8 protein-coding genes, 6 rRNA genes and 1 pseudogene are annotated in these 17,660 nt (G+C 41.7%); 3 read left to right on the forward strand and 12 right to left on the reverse strand.

Annotated elements, in window-relative coordinates:
• Positions 1-12 precede the first annotated feature (12 nt).
• The 5 genes from tmk to PYW35_RS12780 all read right to left on the reverse strand — a co-directional run bounded on the left by tmk (position 13) and on the right by PYW35_RS12780 (position 7,053).
• The gene (gene tmk, locus PYW35_RS12760) at positions 13-633 is read right to left on the reverse strand and encodes a dTMP kinase (protein WP_103322987.1); all 621 of its coding nucleotides are present in this window, start codon (positions 631-633) and stop codon (positions 13-15) included.
• Positions 634-1,977 (reverse strand): aminotransferase class I/II-fold pyridoxal phosphate-dependent enzyme, encoded by a 1,344-nt coding sequence (locus tag PYW35_RS12765; RefSeq protein WP_103322986.1) that lies wholly within the window; start codon positions 1,975-1,977, stop codon positions 634-636.
• A 136-nt stretch (positions 1,978-2,113) separates the two neighbouring features.
• Positions 2,114-2,228 (reverse strand): 5S ribosomal RNA (gene rrf / locus PYW35_RS12770).
• A gap of 87 nt (positions 2,229-2,315) precedes the next feature.
• Positions 2,316-5,242 (reverse strand): 23S ribosomal RNA (locus PYW35_RS12775).
• A 255-nt stretch (positions 5,243-5,497) separates the two neighbouring features.
• Positions 5,498-7,053: ribosomal RNA gene (locus PYW35_RS12780) — 16S ribosomal RNA — on the reverse strand.
• Between the two features lie 473 nt (positions 7,054-7,526).
• Between PYW35_RS12780 and PYW35_RS12785 the strand changes: the two genes are divergently transcribed.
• From PYW35_RS12785 to PYW35_RS13305, 3 genes and pseudogenes are all read left to right on the forward strand, one after another.
• Positions 7,527-7,649: a hypothetical protein gene (locus tag PYW35_RS12785; protein WP_275068755.1), complete on the forward strand. Its 123-nt coding sequence runs from the start codon at positions 7,527-7,529 to the stop codon at positions 7,647-7,649.
• A gap of 142 nt (positions 7,650-7,791) precedes the next feature.
• A pseudogene (locus tag PYW35_RS12790) lies at positions 7,792-8,467 on the forward strand (ATP-binding protein).
• A 55-nt stretch (positions 8,468-8,522) separates the two neighbouring features.
• The gene (locus PYW35_RS13305; protein ID WP_411828295.1) at positions 8,523-8,702 is read left to right on the forward strand and encodes an N-acetyltransferase; all 180 of its coding nucleotides are present in this window, start codon (positions 8,523-8,525) and stop codon (positions 8,700-8,702) included.
• A gap of 66 nt (positions 8,703-8,768) precedes the next feature.
• Here the strand turns inward: PYW35_RS13305 and rrf (PYW35_RS12795) are convergent.
• The 7 genes from rrf (PYW35_RS12795) to dnaX form a co-directional block, all read right to left on the reverse strand.
• Positions 8,769-8,883, reverse strand: a 5S ribosomal RNA gene (gene rrf / locus PYW35_RS12795).
• A gap of 88 nt (positions 8,884-8,971) precedes the next feature.
• Positions 8,972-11,898, reverse strand: a 23S ribosomal RNA gene (locus PYW35_RS12800).
• A gap of 255 nt (positions 11,899-12,153) precedes the next feature.
• Positions 12,154-13,709: ribosomal RNA gene (locus tag PYW35_RS12805) — 16S ribosomal RNA — on the reverse strand.
• Together the 16S, 23S and 5S rRNA genes form the textbook arrangement of a ribosomal RNA operon.
• 304 nt (positions 13,710-14,013) lie before the next feature.
• Positions 14,014-14,862 carry a patatin-like phospholipase family protein gene (locus PYW35_RS12810; RefSeq protein ID WP_103322814.1) on the reverse strand — a complete coding sequence of 283 codons (849 nt, stop codon included), beginning with the start codon at positions 14,860-14,862 and terminating at the stop codon, positions 14,014-14,016.
• Between the two features lie 87 nt (positions 14,863-14,949).
• Positions 14,950-15,546 (reverse strand): recombination mediator RecR, encoded by a 597-nt coding sequence (gene recR / locus PYW35_RS12815; protein WP_026023257.1) that lies wholly within the window; start codon positions 15,544-15,546, stop codon positions 14,950-14,952.
• 2 nt (positions 15,547-15,548) lie between these two features.
• Positions 15,549-15,869: a YbaB/EbfC family nucleoid-associated protein gene (locus PYW35_RS12820; protein ID WP_016912425.1), complete on the reverse strand. Its 321-nt coding sequence runs from the start codon at positions 15,867-15,869 to the stop codon at positions 15,549-15,551.
• A gap of 90 nt (positions 15,870-15,959) precedes the next feature.
• Positions 15,960-17,651 carry a DNA polymerase III subunit gamma/tau gene (dnaX, locus tag PYW35_RS12825; RefSeq protein ID WP_103322815.1) on the reverse strand — a complete coding sequence of 564 codons (1,692 nt, stop codon included), beginning with the start codon at positions 17,649-17,651 and terminating at the stop codon, positions 15,960-15,962.
• Between the last annotated feature and the right edge of the window lie 9 nt (positions 17,652-17,660).

Raw genomic sequence — 17,660 nt, forward strand, 5'->3', positions numbered from 1 at the left:
TTATATCATATTTTAAACTTGTTTCAGAAATTTTACTATCATAGAATATGCTTCTTCTATAACCTTTTCCAATGGTTGAGTCGCATCAATAACTTTAATTCTATCTGGATACTCAGCAATCAATTTTTTGTATCCATCAGTCACTTTATGATGAAATTCTATCTTCTCTTTATCGAGACGATTAGCATCGCGCTGATTATCTTTAATTCTATTTAATCCAACTTCAGCTGGCACATCAAAATACAAAGTTAAATCAGGATATTGGTTCTCAATAGCAAATTCATTAATTGCCTTAACTTCTTTTACCCCAATTTCACGAGCATAACCTTGATAGCTTAATGAACTGTCAACAAAACGATCACAAAGTACAGTACCACCTTTATTTAATTGCGGTAAAATTTTCTCTACTAAATGTTGTCTCCTTGCAGCAGCAAATAGTAAAGCTTCAGTTCTTTCATCCATTTCATCATCACTGTCTAACAATAGATTTCTTATAGCTTCACTTATTTTAATACCACCCGGTTCTCGCGTTAGTAATATGTCGTAATCATGTTTCAACATTTCAAAAACTTTATGTATAACTGTTGTTTTTCCAGAACCTTCTGGCCCTTCAAACGTTATAAACTGACCCATTTATTGTTCATCCTTTACCTTAATTTGCTTATTTCTTATACCTTCCACTCTACCACCTCTATTAAGCCATTGTAAAAGAGAATCCACTATGTCTTGGCTAATAATTTCTCCCTTTAATATGACAGGCACACCAGGTGGATACGGAACCACATCTACTGCAGAAATCTCCCCTACTGAAGAACATAATTCAATATTCCTAATATCTTCAATATCTATATATTTGTATGTAGTTGAATGACAAGGTAAATCAAATTGTTCCTCTTGCACATGGATACGCTCAACATCTATTTCAAATTTATTAATCCGTTCGATTAATTCATCAAAAGGAAATCTATCCAAATGATGCCACAATGGCAGTACGAGAAGAATGAATTTTTGGTGGCATAACTCAACAAAGATATTTGATTCCTCAAATATACTTTGAACTTCAAATCCAGTTAACTTTTCGTGAGATACAATTAATTTAAGAGGGTCTTCTAGACTCCCTACCTTGAATCCTACTTGCTGTAAAGTCTCTATTAATCGTTTTCTATTCCTTTTGAAAAACTGATCATTATAGTTTTTATAAAAATTTTCTGCACTTTCAAGACTTGCCATTACTAAGTACGATGGGCTTGAAGTTTGTAACATTTTTAAATAGTCTTGAATGTCTGTTTTTATGTTTAAATTTTCTTTAATGTAAATAACCGATCCCATCGTCAAAGCTGGCAATGTCTTATGATAGGATTGCACAACAATATCTGCTCCATATACTATTGATGATTTAGGGAAATATGAACTGACGCCAAAATGTGCGCCATGCGCTTCATCTACTAATATAGGAATATTATGAGCCTTTAATAACTTAATACTTTCTTCAATATCAAATGTTTCTCCATAATAATTCGGATAAGTAAAAACAGCTAACTTTATATTAGATAAATCCATACTAGATAACGCCTCCACACCGTTATACTGTCCTGTCTTTTCCGAAACAGTCATCGGCATCCATCTTGCATCTTGCTTTGTTAAATTCAAAGCATTATATATAGATTTGTGCGCATTTCTAGGAATAAGTATTTCACCAGATAAGTGTTGTACAGCATATATCACAGATAATATACCGACTGTTGTACCATTTACTAAATACTGTCCATTATAGTGAGGAAACCTGTTTAGTTGAGACATGCTTTTTTGAATACATTCTTCTGGTTGGTGTAAATCATCTAATCCAGTTATTTCAGTCATATCCATAGCGACATTCAACTCATTTAAATAACCTATCGTATTATTATGATGACCAGGTACATGGAGAGAAATTGCTTTCTTCTTTTGTAGTGAATTCAGCTTTTCATTTATATTCATAACGATTACCTCTTATTTTATATTCTTCACTATTATATCAATGATTACATTAGTCGTCATTTTTATTAAAAAATGACAAAAAAAAGAGACCTAACAGGTCTCGAGTGCGGCTCATCGCATCCATTTATAAATATTTGCCCGGCAACGTCCTACTCTCGCGGAACGTAAGCCCAACTACCATCGGCGCTAAAGAGCTTAACTTCTGTGTTCGGCATGGGAACAGGTGTGACCTCTTTGCTATCGTCACCAGACAAATAGTAAAAACTATATTAGAATGTATTGCACATTCAAAACTAGATAGTAAGCAGATTTTACGGCAAAAAACCGATTTAAAAATTTTGATTAAGTCTTCGATCGATTAGTATTCGTCAGCTACACACATTACTGCGCTTACACCCCGAACCTATTAACCTCATCATCTTTGAGGGATCTTATAACCGAAGTTGGGAAATCTCATCTTGAGGGGGGCTTCATGCTTAGATGCTTTCAGCACTTATCCCGTCCATACATAGCTACCCAGCTATGCCGCTGGCGCGACAACTGGTACACCAGAGGTATGTCCATCCCGGTCCTCTCGTACTAAGGACAGCTCCTCTCAAATTTCCTACGCCCACGACGGATAGGGACCGAACTGTCTCACGACGTTCTGAACCCAGCTCGCGTACCGCTTTAATGGGCGAACAGCCCAACCCTTGGGACCGACTACAGCCCCAGGATGCGATGAGCCGACATCGAGGTGCCAAACCTCCCCGTCGATGTGAACTCTTGGGGGAGATAAGCCTGTTATCCCCGGGGTAGCTTTTATCCGTTGAGCGATGGCCCTTCCATGCGGAACCACCGGATCACTAAGTCCGTCTTTCGACCCTGCTCGACTTGTAAGTCTCGCAGTCAAGCTCCCTTGTGCCTTTACACTCTGCGAATGATTTCCAACCATTCTGAGGGAACCTTTGAGCGCCTCCGTTACTCTTTAGGAGGCGACCGCCCCAGTCAAACTGCCCGCCTGACACTGTCTCCCACCATGATCAAATGGTGCGGGTTAGAAAGTCAACACAGCCAGGGTAGTATCCCACAAGCGCCTCCACGTAAGCTAGCGCTCACGCTTCTAAGGCTCCTACCTATCCTGTACAAGCTGTGCCAAATTTCAATATCAGGCTACAGTAAAGCTCCACGGGGTCTTTCCGTCCTGTCGCGGGTAACCTGCATCTTCACAGGTACTATGATTTCACCGAGTCTCTCGTTGAGACAGTGCCCAAATCGTTACGCCTTTCGTGCGGGTCGGAACTTACCCGACAAGGAATTTCGCTACCTTAGGACCGTTATAGTTACGGCCGCCGTTTACTGGGGCTTCGATTCGTAGCTTCGCAGAAGCTAACCACTCCTCTTAACCTTCCAGCACCGGGCAGGCGTCAGCCCCTATACATCACCTTACGGTTTAGCAGAGACCTGTGTTTTTGATAAACAGTCGCTTGGGCCTATTCACTGCGGCTCTTCAAGGCTTGCACCCTAAAAAGCACCCCTTCTCCCGAAGTTACGGGGTCATTTTGCCGAGTTCCTTAACGAGAGTTCGCTCGCTCACCTTAGAATTCTCATCTTGACTACCTGTGTCGGTTTGCGGTACGGGCACCTATTTTCTAACTAGAGGCTTTTCTTGGCAGTGTGAAATCAACGACTCGCCGGATACATGATCCAGCTCCCCATCACAACTCAACCTTACGAGTGCCGGATTTGCCTAACACTCAGTCTTGTTGCTTGGACGTGCACTCCAACAGCACGCTTCGCCTATCCTACTGCGTCCCCCCATCGTTCAAACAATCATAGGTGGTACAGGAATATCTACCTGTTATCCATCGCCTACGCCTATCGGCCTCGGCTTAGGTCCCGACTAACCCAGAGCGGACGAGCCTTCCTCTGGAAACCTTAGTCAATCGGTGGATGGGATTCTCACCCATCTTTCGCTACTCACACCGGCATTCTCACTTCTAAACATTCCACATGTCCTTACGATCATGCTTCGACACGTTTAGAACGCTCTCCTACCACTATCCTTACGGATAATCCACAGCTTCGGTAATATGTTTAGCCCCGGTACATTTTCGGCGCAGTGTCACTCGACTAGTGAGCTATTACGCACTCTTTAAATGATGGCTGCTTCTGAGCCAACATCCTAGTTGTCTGGGCAACGCCACATCCTTTTCCACTTAACATATATTTTGGGACCTTAGCTGGTGGTCTGGGCTGTTTCCCTTTCGACTATGGACCTTATCACCCATAGTCTAACTCCCAAGTTGAATTATTTGGCATTCGGAGTTTGTCTGAATTCGGTAACCCTAGAGGGGCCCCTCGTCCAAACAGTGCTCTACCTCCAATAATCACCACTTGAGGCTAGCCCTAAAGCTATTTCGGAGAGAACCAGCTATCTCCAAGTTCGATTGGAATTTCTCCGCTACCCACACCTCATCCGCTCACTTTTCAACGTAAGTCGGTTCGGTCCTCCATTCAGTGTTACCTGAACTTCAACCTGGACATGGGTAGATCACTTGGTTTCGGGTCTACGACCAGATACTCATTCGCCCTATTCAGACTCGCTTTCGCTACGGCTCCACATTTACTGCTTAACCTTGCATCAAATCGTAACTCGCCGGTTCATTCTACAAAAGGCACGCCATCACCCATTAACGGGCTCTGACTATTTGTAAGCACACGGTTTCAGGTTCTATTTCACTCCCCTTCCGGGGTGCTTTTCACCTTTCCCTCACGGTACTGGTTCACTATCGGTCACTAGAGAGTATTTAGCCTTGGGAGATGGTCCTCCCAGATTCCGACGGAATTTCACGTGTTCCGCCGTACTCAGGATCCACTCAGGAGAGAAATAACTTTCGACTACAGGACTTTTACCTTCTATGGTTGGCTTTTCCAAAGCCATTCGTCTAATTATTTCCTTTGTAACTCCGTGTTGAGTGTCCTACAACCCCAACAGGCAAGCCTGTTGGTTTGGGCTATTCCCGTTTCGCTCGCCGCTACTCAGGGAATCGAGTTTTCTTTCTCTTCCTCCGGGTACTAAGATGTTTCAGTTCTCCGGGTGTGCCTTCTCACATACTATGTATTCATATGTGGATAACATGACATAACTCATGCTGGGTTTCCCCATTCGGAAATCTCTGGATCAAAGCGTACTTACAGCTCCCCAAAGCATATCGTCGTTAGTAACGTCCTTCTTCGGCTTCTAGTGCCAAGGCATCCACCGTGCGCCCTTAATAACTTAATCTAATATTTCCTTATACATAAATGTTTAAGAAAATAACTGTTATTAATCTGTGATGTCGTCTAAAAAGACGACGCGCGATTATTAAGCTTGTTGAATTTCGTTAGAAATTCACTCGGTTTTTTGCTTGGTAAAATCTATTTGCTTACTTATCTAGTTTTCAATGTGCAATGATGAATGTTAAATAAACATTCAAAACTGAATACAATATGTCCACGCTAATTCCATGACCTAAAGGTCATTCCGTAATATCCTTAGAAAGGAGGTGATCCAGCCGCACCTTCCGATACGGCTACCTTGTTACGACTTCACCCCAATCATCTGTCCCACCTTCGACGGCTAGCTCCTAATAAAAGGTTACTCCACCGGCTTCGGGTGTTACAAACTCTCGTGGTGTGACGGGCGGTGTGTACAAGACCCGGGAACGTATTCACCGTAGCATGCTGATCTACGATTACTAGCGATTCCAGCTTCATGTAGTCGAGTTGCAGACTACAATCCGAACTGAGAATAATTTTATGGGATTTGCTTGACCTCGCGGTTTCGCTGCCCTTTGTATTATCCATTGTAGCACGTGTGTAGCCCAAATCATAAGGGGCATGATGATTTGACGTCATCCCCACCTTCCTCCGGTTTGTCACCGGCAGTCAACCTAGAGTGCCCAACTTAATGATGGCAACTAAGCTTAAGGGTTGCGCTCGTTGCGGGACTTAACCCAACATCTCACGACACGAGCTGACGACAACCATGCACCACCTGTCACTTTGTCCCCCGAAGGGGAAAACTCTATCTCTAGAGCGATCAAAGGATGTCAAGATTTGGTAAGGTTCTTCGCGTTGCTTCGAATTAAACCACATGCTCCACCGCTTGTGCGGGTCCCCGTCAATTCCTTTGAGTTTCAACCTTGCGGTCGTACTCCCCAGGCGGAGTGCTTAATGCGTTAGCTGCAGCACTAAGGGGCGGAAACCCCCTAACACTTAGCACTCATCGTTTACGGCGTGGACTACCAGGGTATCTAATCCTGTTTGATCCCCACGCTTTCGCACATCAGCGTCAGTTACAGACCAGAGAGCCGCCTTCGCCACTGGTGTTCCTCCATATCTCTGCGCATTTCACCGCTACACATGGAATTCCACTCTCCTCTTCTGCACTCAAGTTCCCCAGTTTCCAATGACCTTCCACGGTTGAGCCGTGGACTTTCACATCAGACTTAAGAAACCGCCTACGCGCGCTTTACGCCCAATAATTCCGGATAACGCTTGCCACCTACGTATTACCGCGGCTGCTGGCACGTAGTTAGCCGTGGCTTTCTGGTTAGGTACCGTCAAGACTTGTTCAGTTACTAACAAATTTGTTCTTCCCTAACAACAGAGTTTTACGATCCTAAGACCTTCATCACTCACGCGGCGTTGCTCCGTCAGGCTTTCGCCCATTGCGGAAGATTCCCTACTGCTGCCTCCCGTAGGAGTCTGGACCGTGTCTCAGTTCCAGTGTGGCCGATCACCCTCTCAGGTCGGCTACGTATCGTTGCCTTGGTAAGCCATTACCTTACCAACTAGCTAATACGGCGCGGGTCCATCTATAAGTGACAGCCGAAGCCGTCTTTCACTATTGAACCATGCGGTTCAAAATATTATCAGGTATTAGCCCCGGTTTCCCGGAGTTATCCCAGTCTTATAGGTAGGTTACCCACGTGTTACTCACCCGTCCGCCGCTAACATCAGAGAAGCAAGCTTCTCATCTGTTCGCTCGACTTGCATGTATTAGGCACGCCGCCAGCGTTCATCCTGAGCCAGGATCAAACTCTCCATAATAGAAGTAAGCTTGATTAGCTCATCTTTGATTGGTTAAGCCAATCACTCTTTGAAGTACTTTCAGTACTCAATTATCGGAATTAAACGTTGACATATTGTCATTCAGTTTTCAATGTTCATTTCGTCTCACAAGAATCTATTATACACACTTCTTAAATCGAAGTCAACAACTTATTTAAAATTAATTTCCAAAGTGTTTTGATGTGTTAGTTATCTCTCGCTCACAAGATATAACTATACACGCTATATACACCTAACTCAAGCCTAAAAATTACACAAAATAACCCATTGTTTTCAAATATGATTTTCTTCCACAATAATCTTGAACAATCATACTTGAAATCAATGGATGTTGTAGAAGATAATCAAGAAATTGTAGGATATACAAGGTTTTTACCTGATCAAAATGTAACTCTGTATATAAATGCTAATTTAACTATGTACACACATGACGATTTAAAGTTGGAACTACGATGAAGTTACTAGATGAAATATATGCTTACCAACGTCAACTTAGTCTTCAAGAATTGTATGATTTCATCGGAACATTAAATGATAGAGTTAATAGTCAATTACATCAAAGAACAGGGGATTAATCGCAGTCCACGAAATCAGTAAATCAAAACTTAATTATAAAGAAGATCACTATATAGAGTCACTTAGGGTATCTTCTTCAAATTATCCAGAGATTGACGATTTAGCAAAAGAGAATTTGAATGCGATTGAAGACATGTGCAAATGATAGATAGTATAAGCTTTCAACAGTTTATTAAGAACTTAGAGTATTTAAAGATAATGCAACTGTGTATACATTTAAACGAATTTGTAGACTTCAGCATAAAGAATGATCTTTCATTTATTGAATCACTTATAAAACTGACGAATTATGAAATTGATATTAAAGAAAAGAATATGATTGAATCAATGGTTAAGGTAGCTGCCTTTCCTTTTAGGAAAGTGGTGAAGGACTTTTACTTTTCATTTCAACCCAATATTAATTAACATCAAATAATAGATTTTACATCTTTAAAGTTTATTGAAACCAAAGAAAATATCGTATTTTTAAGGCCAAGCGGTATCGGAAAAATACACTTAGCGACCTCGATAGGCATAACAGCAGCTAAAAAAGAACAAGTACTACTGTAAATATCAATTATTAATTATTGATGAAATAGGATACTTACCCATAGATATAGAAGATGCCAAACTATTTTTCCAATTAATAGACCGAAGATATGAGGAAAAGAGCACAATCTTTACGACAAATGTAAATTTTAAATCTTAGGACAAAGTATTCCAAGATACTAAAATAGCAAATACGATATTAGATAGAATGCTTCATCACGCAACTATCGTTTCTATTGTTGGAAAATCATATAGATTGAAAGATCATTTTCCAAAGGAAAACGACTAATTTTGCACATAATTATTTAAGAATAAATGTATATATTAACCTCGACGTTTATACTCTGTATATTACAGAAATCATCATATCTAAAAGCCATAGAAAGAAAGGGTACGCAAAAGCATCCATTAACTACTTACAAAACCTTTATCCTGCAATCCGAATAGAATTACTGTCAGAAAACAATGGATTTTATGAGAAACTAAACTTCCGCAACATTGGAACTGGATACAGATTACCTTAAAAAATGACAAAAAAAGAGACCTAACAGGTCTCGAGTGCGGCTCATCGCATCCATTTATAAATATTTGCCCGGCAACGTCCTACTCTCGCGGAACGTAAGCCCAACTACCATCGGCGCTAAAGAGCTTAACTTCTGTGTTCGGCATGGGAACAGGTGTGACCTCTTTGCTATCGTCACCAGACAAATAGTAAAAACTATATTAGAATGTATTGCACATTCAAAACTAGATAGTAAGCAGATTTTACGGCTAAAAAACCGATTTAAAAATTTTGATTAAGTCTTCGATCGATTAGTATTCGTCAGCTACACACATTACTGCGCTTACACCCCGAACCTATTAACCTCATCATCTTTGAGGGATCTTATAACCGAAGTTGGGAAATCTCATCTTGAGGGGGGCTTCATGCTTAGATGCTTTCAGCACTTATCCCGTCCATACATAGCTACCCAGCTATGCCGCTGGCGCGACAACTGGTACACCAGAGGTATGTCCATCCCGGTCCTCTCGTACTAAGGACAGCTCCTCTCAAATTTCCTACGCCCACGACGGATAGGGACCGAACTGTCTCACGACGTTCTGAACCCAGCTCGCGTACCGCTTTAATGGGCGAACAGCCCAACCCTTGGGACCGACTACAGCCCCAGGATGCGATGAGCCGACATCGAGGTGCCAAACCTCCCCGTCGATGTGAACTCTTGGGGGAGATAAGCCTGTTATCCCCGGGGTAGCTTTTATCCGTTGAGCGATGGCCCTTCCATGCGGAACCACCGGATCACTAAGTCCGTCTTTCGACCCTGCTCGACTTGTAAGTCTCGCAGTCAAGCTCCCTTGTGCCTTTACACTCTGCGAATGATTTCCAACCATTCTGAGGGAACCTTTGAGCGCCTCCGTTACTCTTTAGGAGGCGACCGCCCCAGTCAAACTGCCCGCCTGACACTGTCTCCCACCATGATCAAATGGTGCGGGTTAGAAAGTCAACACAGCCAGGGTAGTATCCCACAAGCGCCTCCACGTAAGCTAGCGCTCACGCTTCTAAGGCTCCTACCTATCCTGTACAAGCTGTGCCAAATTTCAATATCAGGCTACAGTAAAGCTCCACGGGGTCTTTCCGTCCTGTCGCGGGTAACCTGCATCTTCACAGGTACTATGATTTCACCGAGTCTCTCGTTGAGACAGTGCCCAAATCGTTACGCCTTTCGTGCGGGTCGGAACTTACCCGACAAGGAATTTCGCTACCTTAGGACCGTTATAGTTACGGCCGCCGTTTACTGGGGCTTCGATTCGTAGCTTCGCAGAAGCTAACCACTCCTCTTAACCTTCCAGCACCGGGCAGGCGTCAGCCCCTATACATCACCTTACGGTTTAGCAGAGACCTGTGTTTTTGATAAACAGTCGCTTGGGCCTATTCACTGCGGCTCTTCAAGGCTTGCACCCTAAAAAGCACCCCTTCTCCCGAAGTTACGGGGTCATTTTGCCGAGTTCCTTAACGAGAGTTCGCTCGCTCACCTTAGAATTCTCATCTTGACTACCTGTGTCGGTTTGCGGTACGGGCACCTATTTTCTAACTAGAGGCTTTTCTTGGCAGTGTGAAATCAACGACTCGCCGGATACATGATCCAGCTCCCCATCACAACTCAACCTTACGAGTGCCGGATTTGCCTAACACTCAGTCTTGTTGCTTGGACGTGCACTCCAACAGCACGCTTCGCCTATCCTACTGCGTCCCCCCATCGTTCAAACAATCATAGGTGGTACAGGAATATCTACCTGTTATCCATCGCCTACGCCTATCGGCCTCGGCTTAGGTCCCGACTAACCCAGAGCGGACGAGCCTTCCTCTGGAAACCTTAGTCAATCGGTGGATGGGATTCTCACCCATCTTTCGCTACTCACACCGGCATTCTCACTTCTAAACATTCCACATGTCCTTACGATCATGCTTCGACACGTTTAGAACGCTCTCCTACCACTATCCTTACGGATAATCCACAGCTTCGGTAATATGTTTAGCCCCGGTACATTTTCGGCGCAGTGTCACTCGACTAGTGAGCTATTACGCACTCTTTAAATGATGGCTGCTTCTGAGCCAACATCCTAGTTGTCTGGGCAACGCCACATCCTTTTCCACTTAACATATATTTTGGGACCTTAGCTGGTGGTCTGGGCTGTTTCCCTTTCGACTATGGACCTTATCACCCATAGTCTAACTCCCAAGTTGAATTATTTGGCATTCGGAGTTTGTCTGAATTCGGTAACCCTAGAGGGGCCCCTCGTCCAAACAGTGCTCTACCTCCAATAATCACCACTTGAGGCTAGCCCTAAAGCTATTTCGGAGAGAACCAGCTATCTCCAAGTTCGATTGGAATTTCTCCGCTACCCACACCTCATCCGCTCACTTTTCAACGTAAGTCGGTTCGGTCCTCCATTCAGTGTTACCTGAACTTCAACCTGGACATGGGTAGATCACTTGGTTTCGGGTCTACGACCAGATACTCATTCGCCCTATTCAGACTCGCTTTCGCTACGGCTCCACATTTACTGCTTAACCTTGCATCAAATCGTAACTCGCCGGTTCATTCTACAAAAGGCACGCCATCACCCATTAACGGGCTCTGACTATTTGTAAGCACACGGTTTCAGGTTCTATTTCACTCCCCTTCCGGGGTGCTTTTCACCTTTCCCTCACGGTACTGGTTCACTATCGGTCACTAGAGAGTATTTAGCCTTGGGAGATGGTCCTCCCAGATTCCGACGGAATTTCACGTGTTCCGCCGTACTCAGGATCCACTCAGGAGAGAAATAACTTTCGACTACAGGACTTTTACCTTCTATGGTTGGCTTTTCCAAAGCCATTCGTCTAATTATTTCCTTTGTAACTCCGTGTTGAGTGTCCTACAACCCCAACAGGCAAGCCTGTTGGTTTGGGCTATTCCCGTTTCGCTCGCCGCTACTCAGGGAATCGAGTTTTCTTTCTCTTCCTCCGGGTACTAAGATGTTTCAGTTCTCCGGGTGTGCCTTCTCACATACTATGTATTCATATGTGGATAACATGACATAACTCATGCTGGGTTTCCCCATTCGGAAATCTCTGGATCAAAGCGTACTTACAGCTCCCCAAAGCATATCGTCGTTAGTAACGTCCTTCTTCGGCTTCTAGTGCCAAGGCATCCACCGTGCGCCCTTAATAACTTAATCTAATATTTCCTTATACATAAATGTTTAAGAAAATAACTGTTATTAATCTGTGATGTCGTCTAAAAAGACGACGCGCGATTATTAAGCTTGTTGAATTTCGTTAGAAATTCACTCGGTTTTTTGCTTGGTAAAATCTATTTGCTTACTTATCTAGTTTTCAATGTGCAATGATGAATGTTAAATAAACATTCAAAACTGAATACAATATGTCCACGCTAATTCCATGACCTAAAGGTCATTCCGTAATATCCTTAGAAAGGAGGTGATCCAGCCGCACCTTCCGATACGGCTACCTTGTTACGACTTCACCCCAATCATCTGTCCCACCTTCGACGGCTAGCTCCTAATAAAAGGTTACTCCACCGGCTTCGGGTGTTACAAACTCTCGTGGTGTGACGGGCGGTGTGTACAAGACCCGGGAACGTATTCACCGTAGCATGCTGATCTACGATTACTAGCGATTCCAGCTTCATGTAGTCGAGTTGCAGACTACAATCCGAACTGAGAATAATTTTATGGGATTTGCTTGACCTCGCGGTTTCGCTGCCCTTTGTATTATCCATTGTAGCACGTGTGTAGCCCAAATCATAAGGGGCATGATGATTTGACGTCATCCCCACCTTCCTCCGGTTTGTCACCGGCAGTCAACCTAGAGTGCCCAACTTAATGATGGCAACTAAGCTTAAGGGTTGCGCTCGTTGCGGGACTTAACCCAACATCTCACGACACGAGCTGACGACAACCATGCACCACCTGTCACTTTGTCCCCCGAAGGGGAAAACTCTATCTCTAGAGCGATCAAAGGATGTCAAGATTTGGTAAGGTTCTTCGCGTTGCTTCGAATTAAACCACATGCTCCACCGCTTGTGCGGGTCCCCGTCAATTCCTTTGAGTTTCAACCTTGCGGTCGTACTCCCCAGGCGGAGTGCTTAATGCGTTAGCTGCAGCACTAAGGGGCGGAAACCCCCTAACACTTAGCACTCATCGTTTACGGCGTGGACTACCAGGGTATCTAATCCTGTTTGATCCCCACGCTTTCGCACATCAGCGTCAGTTACAGACCAGAGAGCCGCCTTCGCCACTGGTGTTCCTCCATATCTCTGCGCATTTCACCGCTACACATGGAATTCCACTCTCCTCTTCTGCACTCAAGTTCCCCAGTTTCCAATGACCTTCCACGGTTGAGCCGTGGACTTTCACATCAGACTTAAGAAACCGCCTACGCGCGCTTTACGCCCAATAATTCCGGATAACGCTTGCCACCTACGTATTACCGCGGCTGCTGGCACGTAGTTAGCCGTGGCTTTCTGGTTAGGTACCGTCAAGACTTGTTCAGTTACTAACAAATTTGTTCTTCCCTAACAACAGAGTTTTACGATCCTAAGACCTTCATCACTCACGCGGCGTTGCTCCGTCAGGCTTTCGCCCATTGCGGAAGATTCCCTACTGCTGCCTCCCGTAGGAGTCTGGACCGTGTCTCAGTTCCAGTGTGGCCGATCACCCTCTCAGGTCGGCTACGTATCGTTGCCTTGGTAAGCCATTACCTTACCAACTAGCTAATACGGCGCGGGTCCATCTATAAGTGACAGCCGAAGCCGTCTTTCACTATTGAACCATGCGGTTCAAAATATTATCAGGTATTAGCCCCGGTTTCCCGGAGTTATCCCAGTCTTATAGGTAGGTTACCCACGTGTTACTCACCCGTCCGCCGCTAACATCAGAGAAGCAAGCTTCTCATCTGTTCGCTCGACTTGCATGTATTAGGCACGCCGCCAGCGTTCATCCTGAGCCAGGATCAAACTCTCCATAATAGAAGTAAGCTTGATTAGCTCATCTTTGATTGGTTAAGCCAATCACTCTTTGAAGTACTTTCAGTACTCAATTATCGGAATTAAACGTTGACATATTGTCATTCAGTTTTCAATGTTCATTTCGTCTCACAAGAATCTATTATACACACTTCTTAAATCGAAGTCAACAACTTATTTAAAATTAATTTCCAAAGTGTTTTGATGTGTTATTTATCTCTCGCTCACAAGATATAACTATACACGCTATATACACCTAACTCAAGCATAAAAATTACACCAAAACACCCATTGTTTTCAAATATGATTAATTCTCAACATATTCTTTTAATTTATCGTATATTTTTTCAGCATCTTCGTAACCTTGCTTATATAAAGCGTCTAATTTCCTAGGATTTTTCTCAACTCTATCCACTGAGAGCGTATCAGAAGGTCTTATTACGAATAAATTGCCTTTTTCTTCTTCCGCTTCTATCCATTCTAATGTTTTATTGTAATGTTTATATCTAATTGCCATAAGATGATTCACTTTAGGATATGCTTTTAGTCTAAAAACTTTAGAAAACTTACTTTGCTTTTTACGATAGCCTTTTGGTCTCGTTAGAATAAGAACGTTTTTCTTATATCCTTCTTCAATCGTTTTATTAAGAGGGATAGGGTTTACGACTCCTCCATCTAATAAAGTGTGTCCTTTGTATTGAACTGGATTAGCCATCAATGGTAATGAGCTTGTTGCTTCTAGCGCTGTTAATATTGAACCTTTAGTTTCATTCTTATCAAAATATACAGCTTCTCCAGTTTCACAGTCAGTTGTTACAACAACAAACTCCTCTTTAGCTTGATCAAACTTTTCAAAATCAAAAGGTTCCAAATAAGTTGGTATATAATGATAAACAAAATCCATTCCAAATAATTCTTTTCTCTTCACATAATTAGAAAGAGAAATATATCGTTTATCTTTAATGTACTTTGTCGTCACACGATGGTTACGTCTAAATTGTCTAGATAAGTAACTTGCTGCCATGGAAGCACCAGCTGAAACACCGATATTGTATTCAAAATACAAATCCTTTTCAATAAAGTAGTCTAGAACACCTGCAGTGTATAAACTTCTCATTCCGCCGCCTTCTAATATTAATGCTGTATCTTTTATCATATTTACACTCTTTTCTATACCGTTAGTCTTTAGTTGAATGAAAGCAACCTGCTACATATTATATGTGAGCAGGTTGTGTGTTAATTATTAAATTTCCGTTCTTCCCGTTATAGCTTTAGAAAGTGTGACTTCATCAGCATATTCTAAATCGCCACCTACCGGCAATCCATGTGCAAGTCTAGTTGTTTTAATACCAATAGGCTTAACAAGTCTAGAAATATACATTGCTGTTGATTCACCTTCTATATTTGCGTTTGTCGCTAATATAATTTCGTTTACTTCATCACTCTTCAAACGCTCTAATAATGATGGAATATTTATATCTTCCGGTCCAATACCTTCCATTGGAGAGATAGCACCGTGTAATACATGATATAAACCTTTATATTCGCGCATTTTTTCCATAGCTATAACATCTTTAGAATCTTGTACAACGCATATCACTGAGCGGTCTCTTTGCTTATCTTGGCAAATATGACAAGGAGATACGTCCGTTATATGCCCACAAGTTTCACAATAAGTGAGTTCTCGCTTTACATCTACAAGAGATTTAGCAAAAAGTACAACATCGTCTTCTTTCATATCTAATACATGAAAAGCTAAACGTTGAGCTGTTTTAGGACCTATTCCTGGCAACTTCATAAAGCTATCAATTAGTTTAGATATTGGTTCTGGATAGAACATCATTACATCATTCCGGGAATGTTAAGACCTTGTGTATGTTTACCTAAACGATCTGCTGTTACATCGTCAGCTTTAGATAAAGCGTCATTTGTTGCAGCTAATACTAAGTCTTGTAGCATTTCGATATCTTCAGGGTCTACTACATCTTCTTTAATGATAACGTCTAAAATTTCTTTGTGTCCAGAAACAACAACAGTAACCATTCCGCCACCTGCTGTTCCTTCAATTTTTTCTTCTTTTAGCTTTTCTTGTTCCTCAGCCATTTTCTTTTGCATTTTTTGCATTTGTTTCATCATTTGTTGCATATTTCCGCCACCGCGCATAATTTCGTCCTCCTAATATCTATTTTGTTCATTATAGAAAATTAATTTTGTCATATTTATTATACATACCTTTAGAGGTGATGTCATGTATTACTCATCAGTAACATGTACTGTATCTTCACCAAATAATTCTTGTGCTTTTTTTACAACATCTGCTTCTGCAGGCTTTGCTTCTTCCTCTGTTTCACTTTGAGTAGGATTCGCTTTTTTAGATTGAATGTATTGTTGTCTAACTTGTAACCACTGTGAATTAGGCACGCCAACTACTTTTACCGTTTTATCTACTATCTCACAGACAATCGATTCAATATGATTTCTTTTTTCATCATTTTTATTAACTATTTCACAATGGATGTCTTCATCAAACTTTACAAGTACGTGATCTTCACTAGCAGCGACAGGTTCAGAATTCAACAATAAGCTTACTAAAGCTCTTTGTTCTTTCTCTTTCACTGATTCAATAACTGCTTGCCACTTTTCTTTTAGTAAATTCAAATCATCTCGATTAGCATGATCAAGCACACGCTCTATTTGTCTAATAGAGAAAACATGTTTAGATTGTTTTTTAGAAATGTTTTGTTTGTTTTCGATAGGTTTTGTTTTTTGACTAACACCATTTTGAGAAAGTTGATTAACTTGTGTTTCAAGTTGTTTAATTTTATTCATGACTTCACTTGATTCTACATTGTTGTTTTGATCGCCAGATGTTGCTTGTTCTGTATTGTTATGTGCAATTAATTCCGTTAATTTAACGATAAGTATTTCTATATGAACATTTTGATTAATTGCGAAACGCATTGAAACTAACGTGTCGTTAATACAATCAATCATCTTATACATTGTATTTAAATTTATATGATGAAGTGCGTGTTGATCGTCGTCTTGCTCAGTTGTTTTAGCTACGATTGCATCTCTAATGAAATAAATCATATCATTTACAAGTCTATTCACTTCTTTACCGTCAGCAATAAACTCATGATATCTCGTGAATGCCTGTTTTATATCTTTAGCAACAATATCACCGAACAACGCATTCAACGCTGCTTTATCAACACTACCCGTTACGTTCAATGCATGTTCTAACGATAAATGTCCATCGCCAAATGCAATTGCTTGATCCATAACGCTAAGTGCATCACGCATACCGCCTTCTGAGACTTGCGCAATAAATGATAAAGCGTCTTGTTCGTAAGTAATGTTTTGTTCATCTGCAACAAAAGCCAATCTACTTTCAATTTCTCCAGAATGAATAGCTTTAAAATCAAACCTTTGACATCTTGAAATAATAGTAGGTGGTATTTTGTGGGGTTCTGTCGTAGCAAGAATGAATATAGCGTGACTTGGTGGTTCTTCAAGTGTTTTTAAAAGTGCATTAAAGGCACCAGTTGTTAGCATGTGTACTTCATCTATAATATATACTTTGAATTTAGATTCACTTGGTGCATATTTTACTTTATCTCTAATATTTCGGATTTCATCTACACCGTTGTTACTTGCAGCATCTATTTCAATAACATCTGAATTTGTACCTTGTGTAATACCTTTACAAATTGCGCATTCATTACAAGGTTCTCCATTTGTATTTTCTGTACAGTTGATTGCTTTAGCAAAAATCTTAGCAATACTCGTCTTACCAGTTCCGCGTGGGCCATTAAATAAGTAAGCATGTGATTGCTTTTCTTTTTGGATTGCATTTCTTAATGTTTTTGTGACATGCTTTTGACCTACAACATCTGAAAATGATTGCGGTCTATACATTCGATACAAAGCCTGGTAGTTCAAAATGGCACC

Source organism: Mammaliicoccus vitulinus (assembly GCF_029024305.1).
GTDB lineage: Bacteria > Bacillota > Bacilli > Staphylococcales > Staphylococcaceae > Mammaliicoccus > Mammaliicoccus vitulinus.

Excerpts from the sequence above, each read along its gene's own strand:
- tmk (WP_103322987.1), bottom strand. The coding sequence starts at position 633 with ATGGGTCAGTTTATAACGTTTGAAGGGCCAGAAGGTTCTGGAAAAACA.
- PYW35_RS12765 (WP_103322986.1), bottom strand. The coding sequence starts at position 1,977 with ATGAATATAAATGAAAAGCTGAATTCACTACAAAAGAAGAAAGCAATT.
- PYW35_RS12785 (WP_275068755.1), top strand. The coding sequence starts at position 7,527 with ATGAAGTTACTAGATGAAATATATGCTTACCAACGTCAACTTAGTCTT.
- PYW35_RS12810 (WP_103322814.1), bottom strand. The coding sequence starts at position 14,862 with ATGATAAAAGATACAGCATTAATATTAGAAGGCGGCGGAATGAGAAGT.
- recR (WP_026023257.1), bottom strand. The coding sequence starts at position 15,546 with ATGTTCTATCCAGAACCAATATCTAAACTAATTGATAGCTTTATGAAG.
- PYW35_RS12820 (WP_016912425.1), bottom strand. The coding sequence starts at position 15,869 with ATGCGCGGTGGCGGAAATATGCAACAAATGATGAAACAAATGCAAAAA.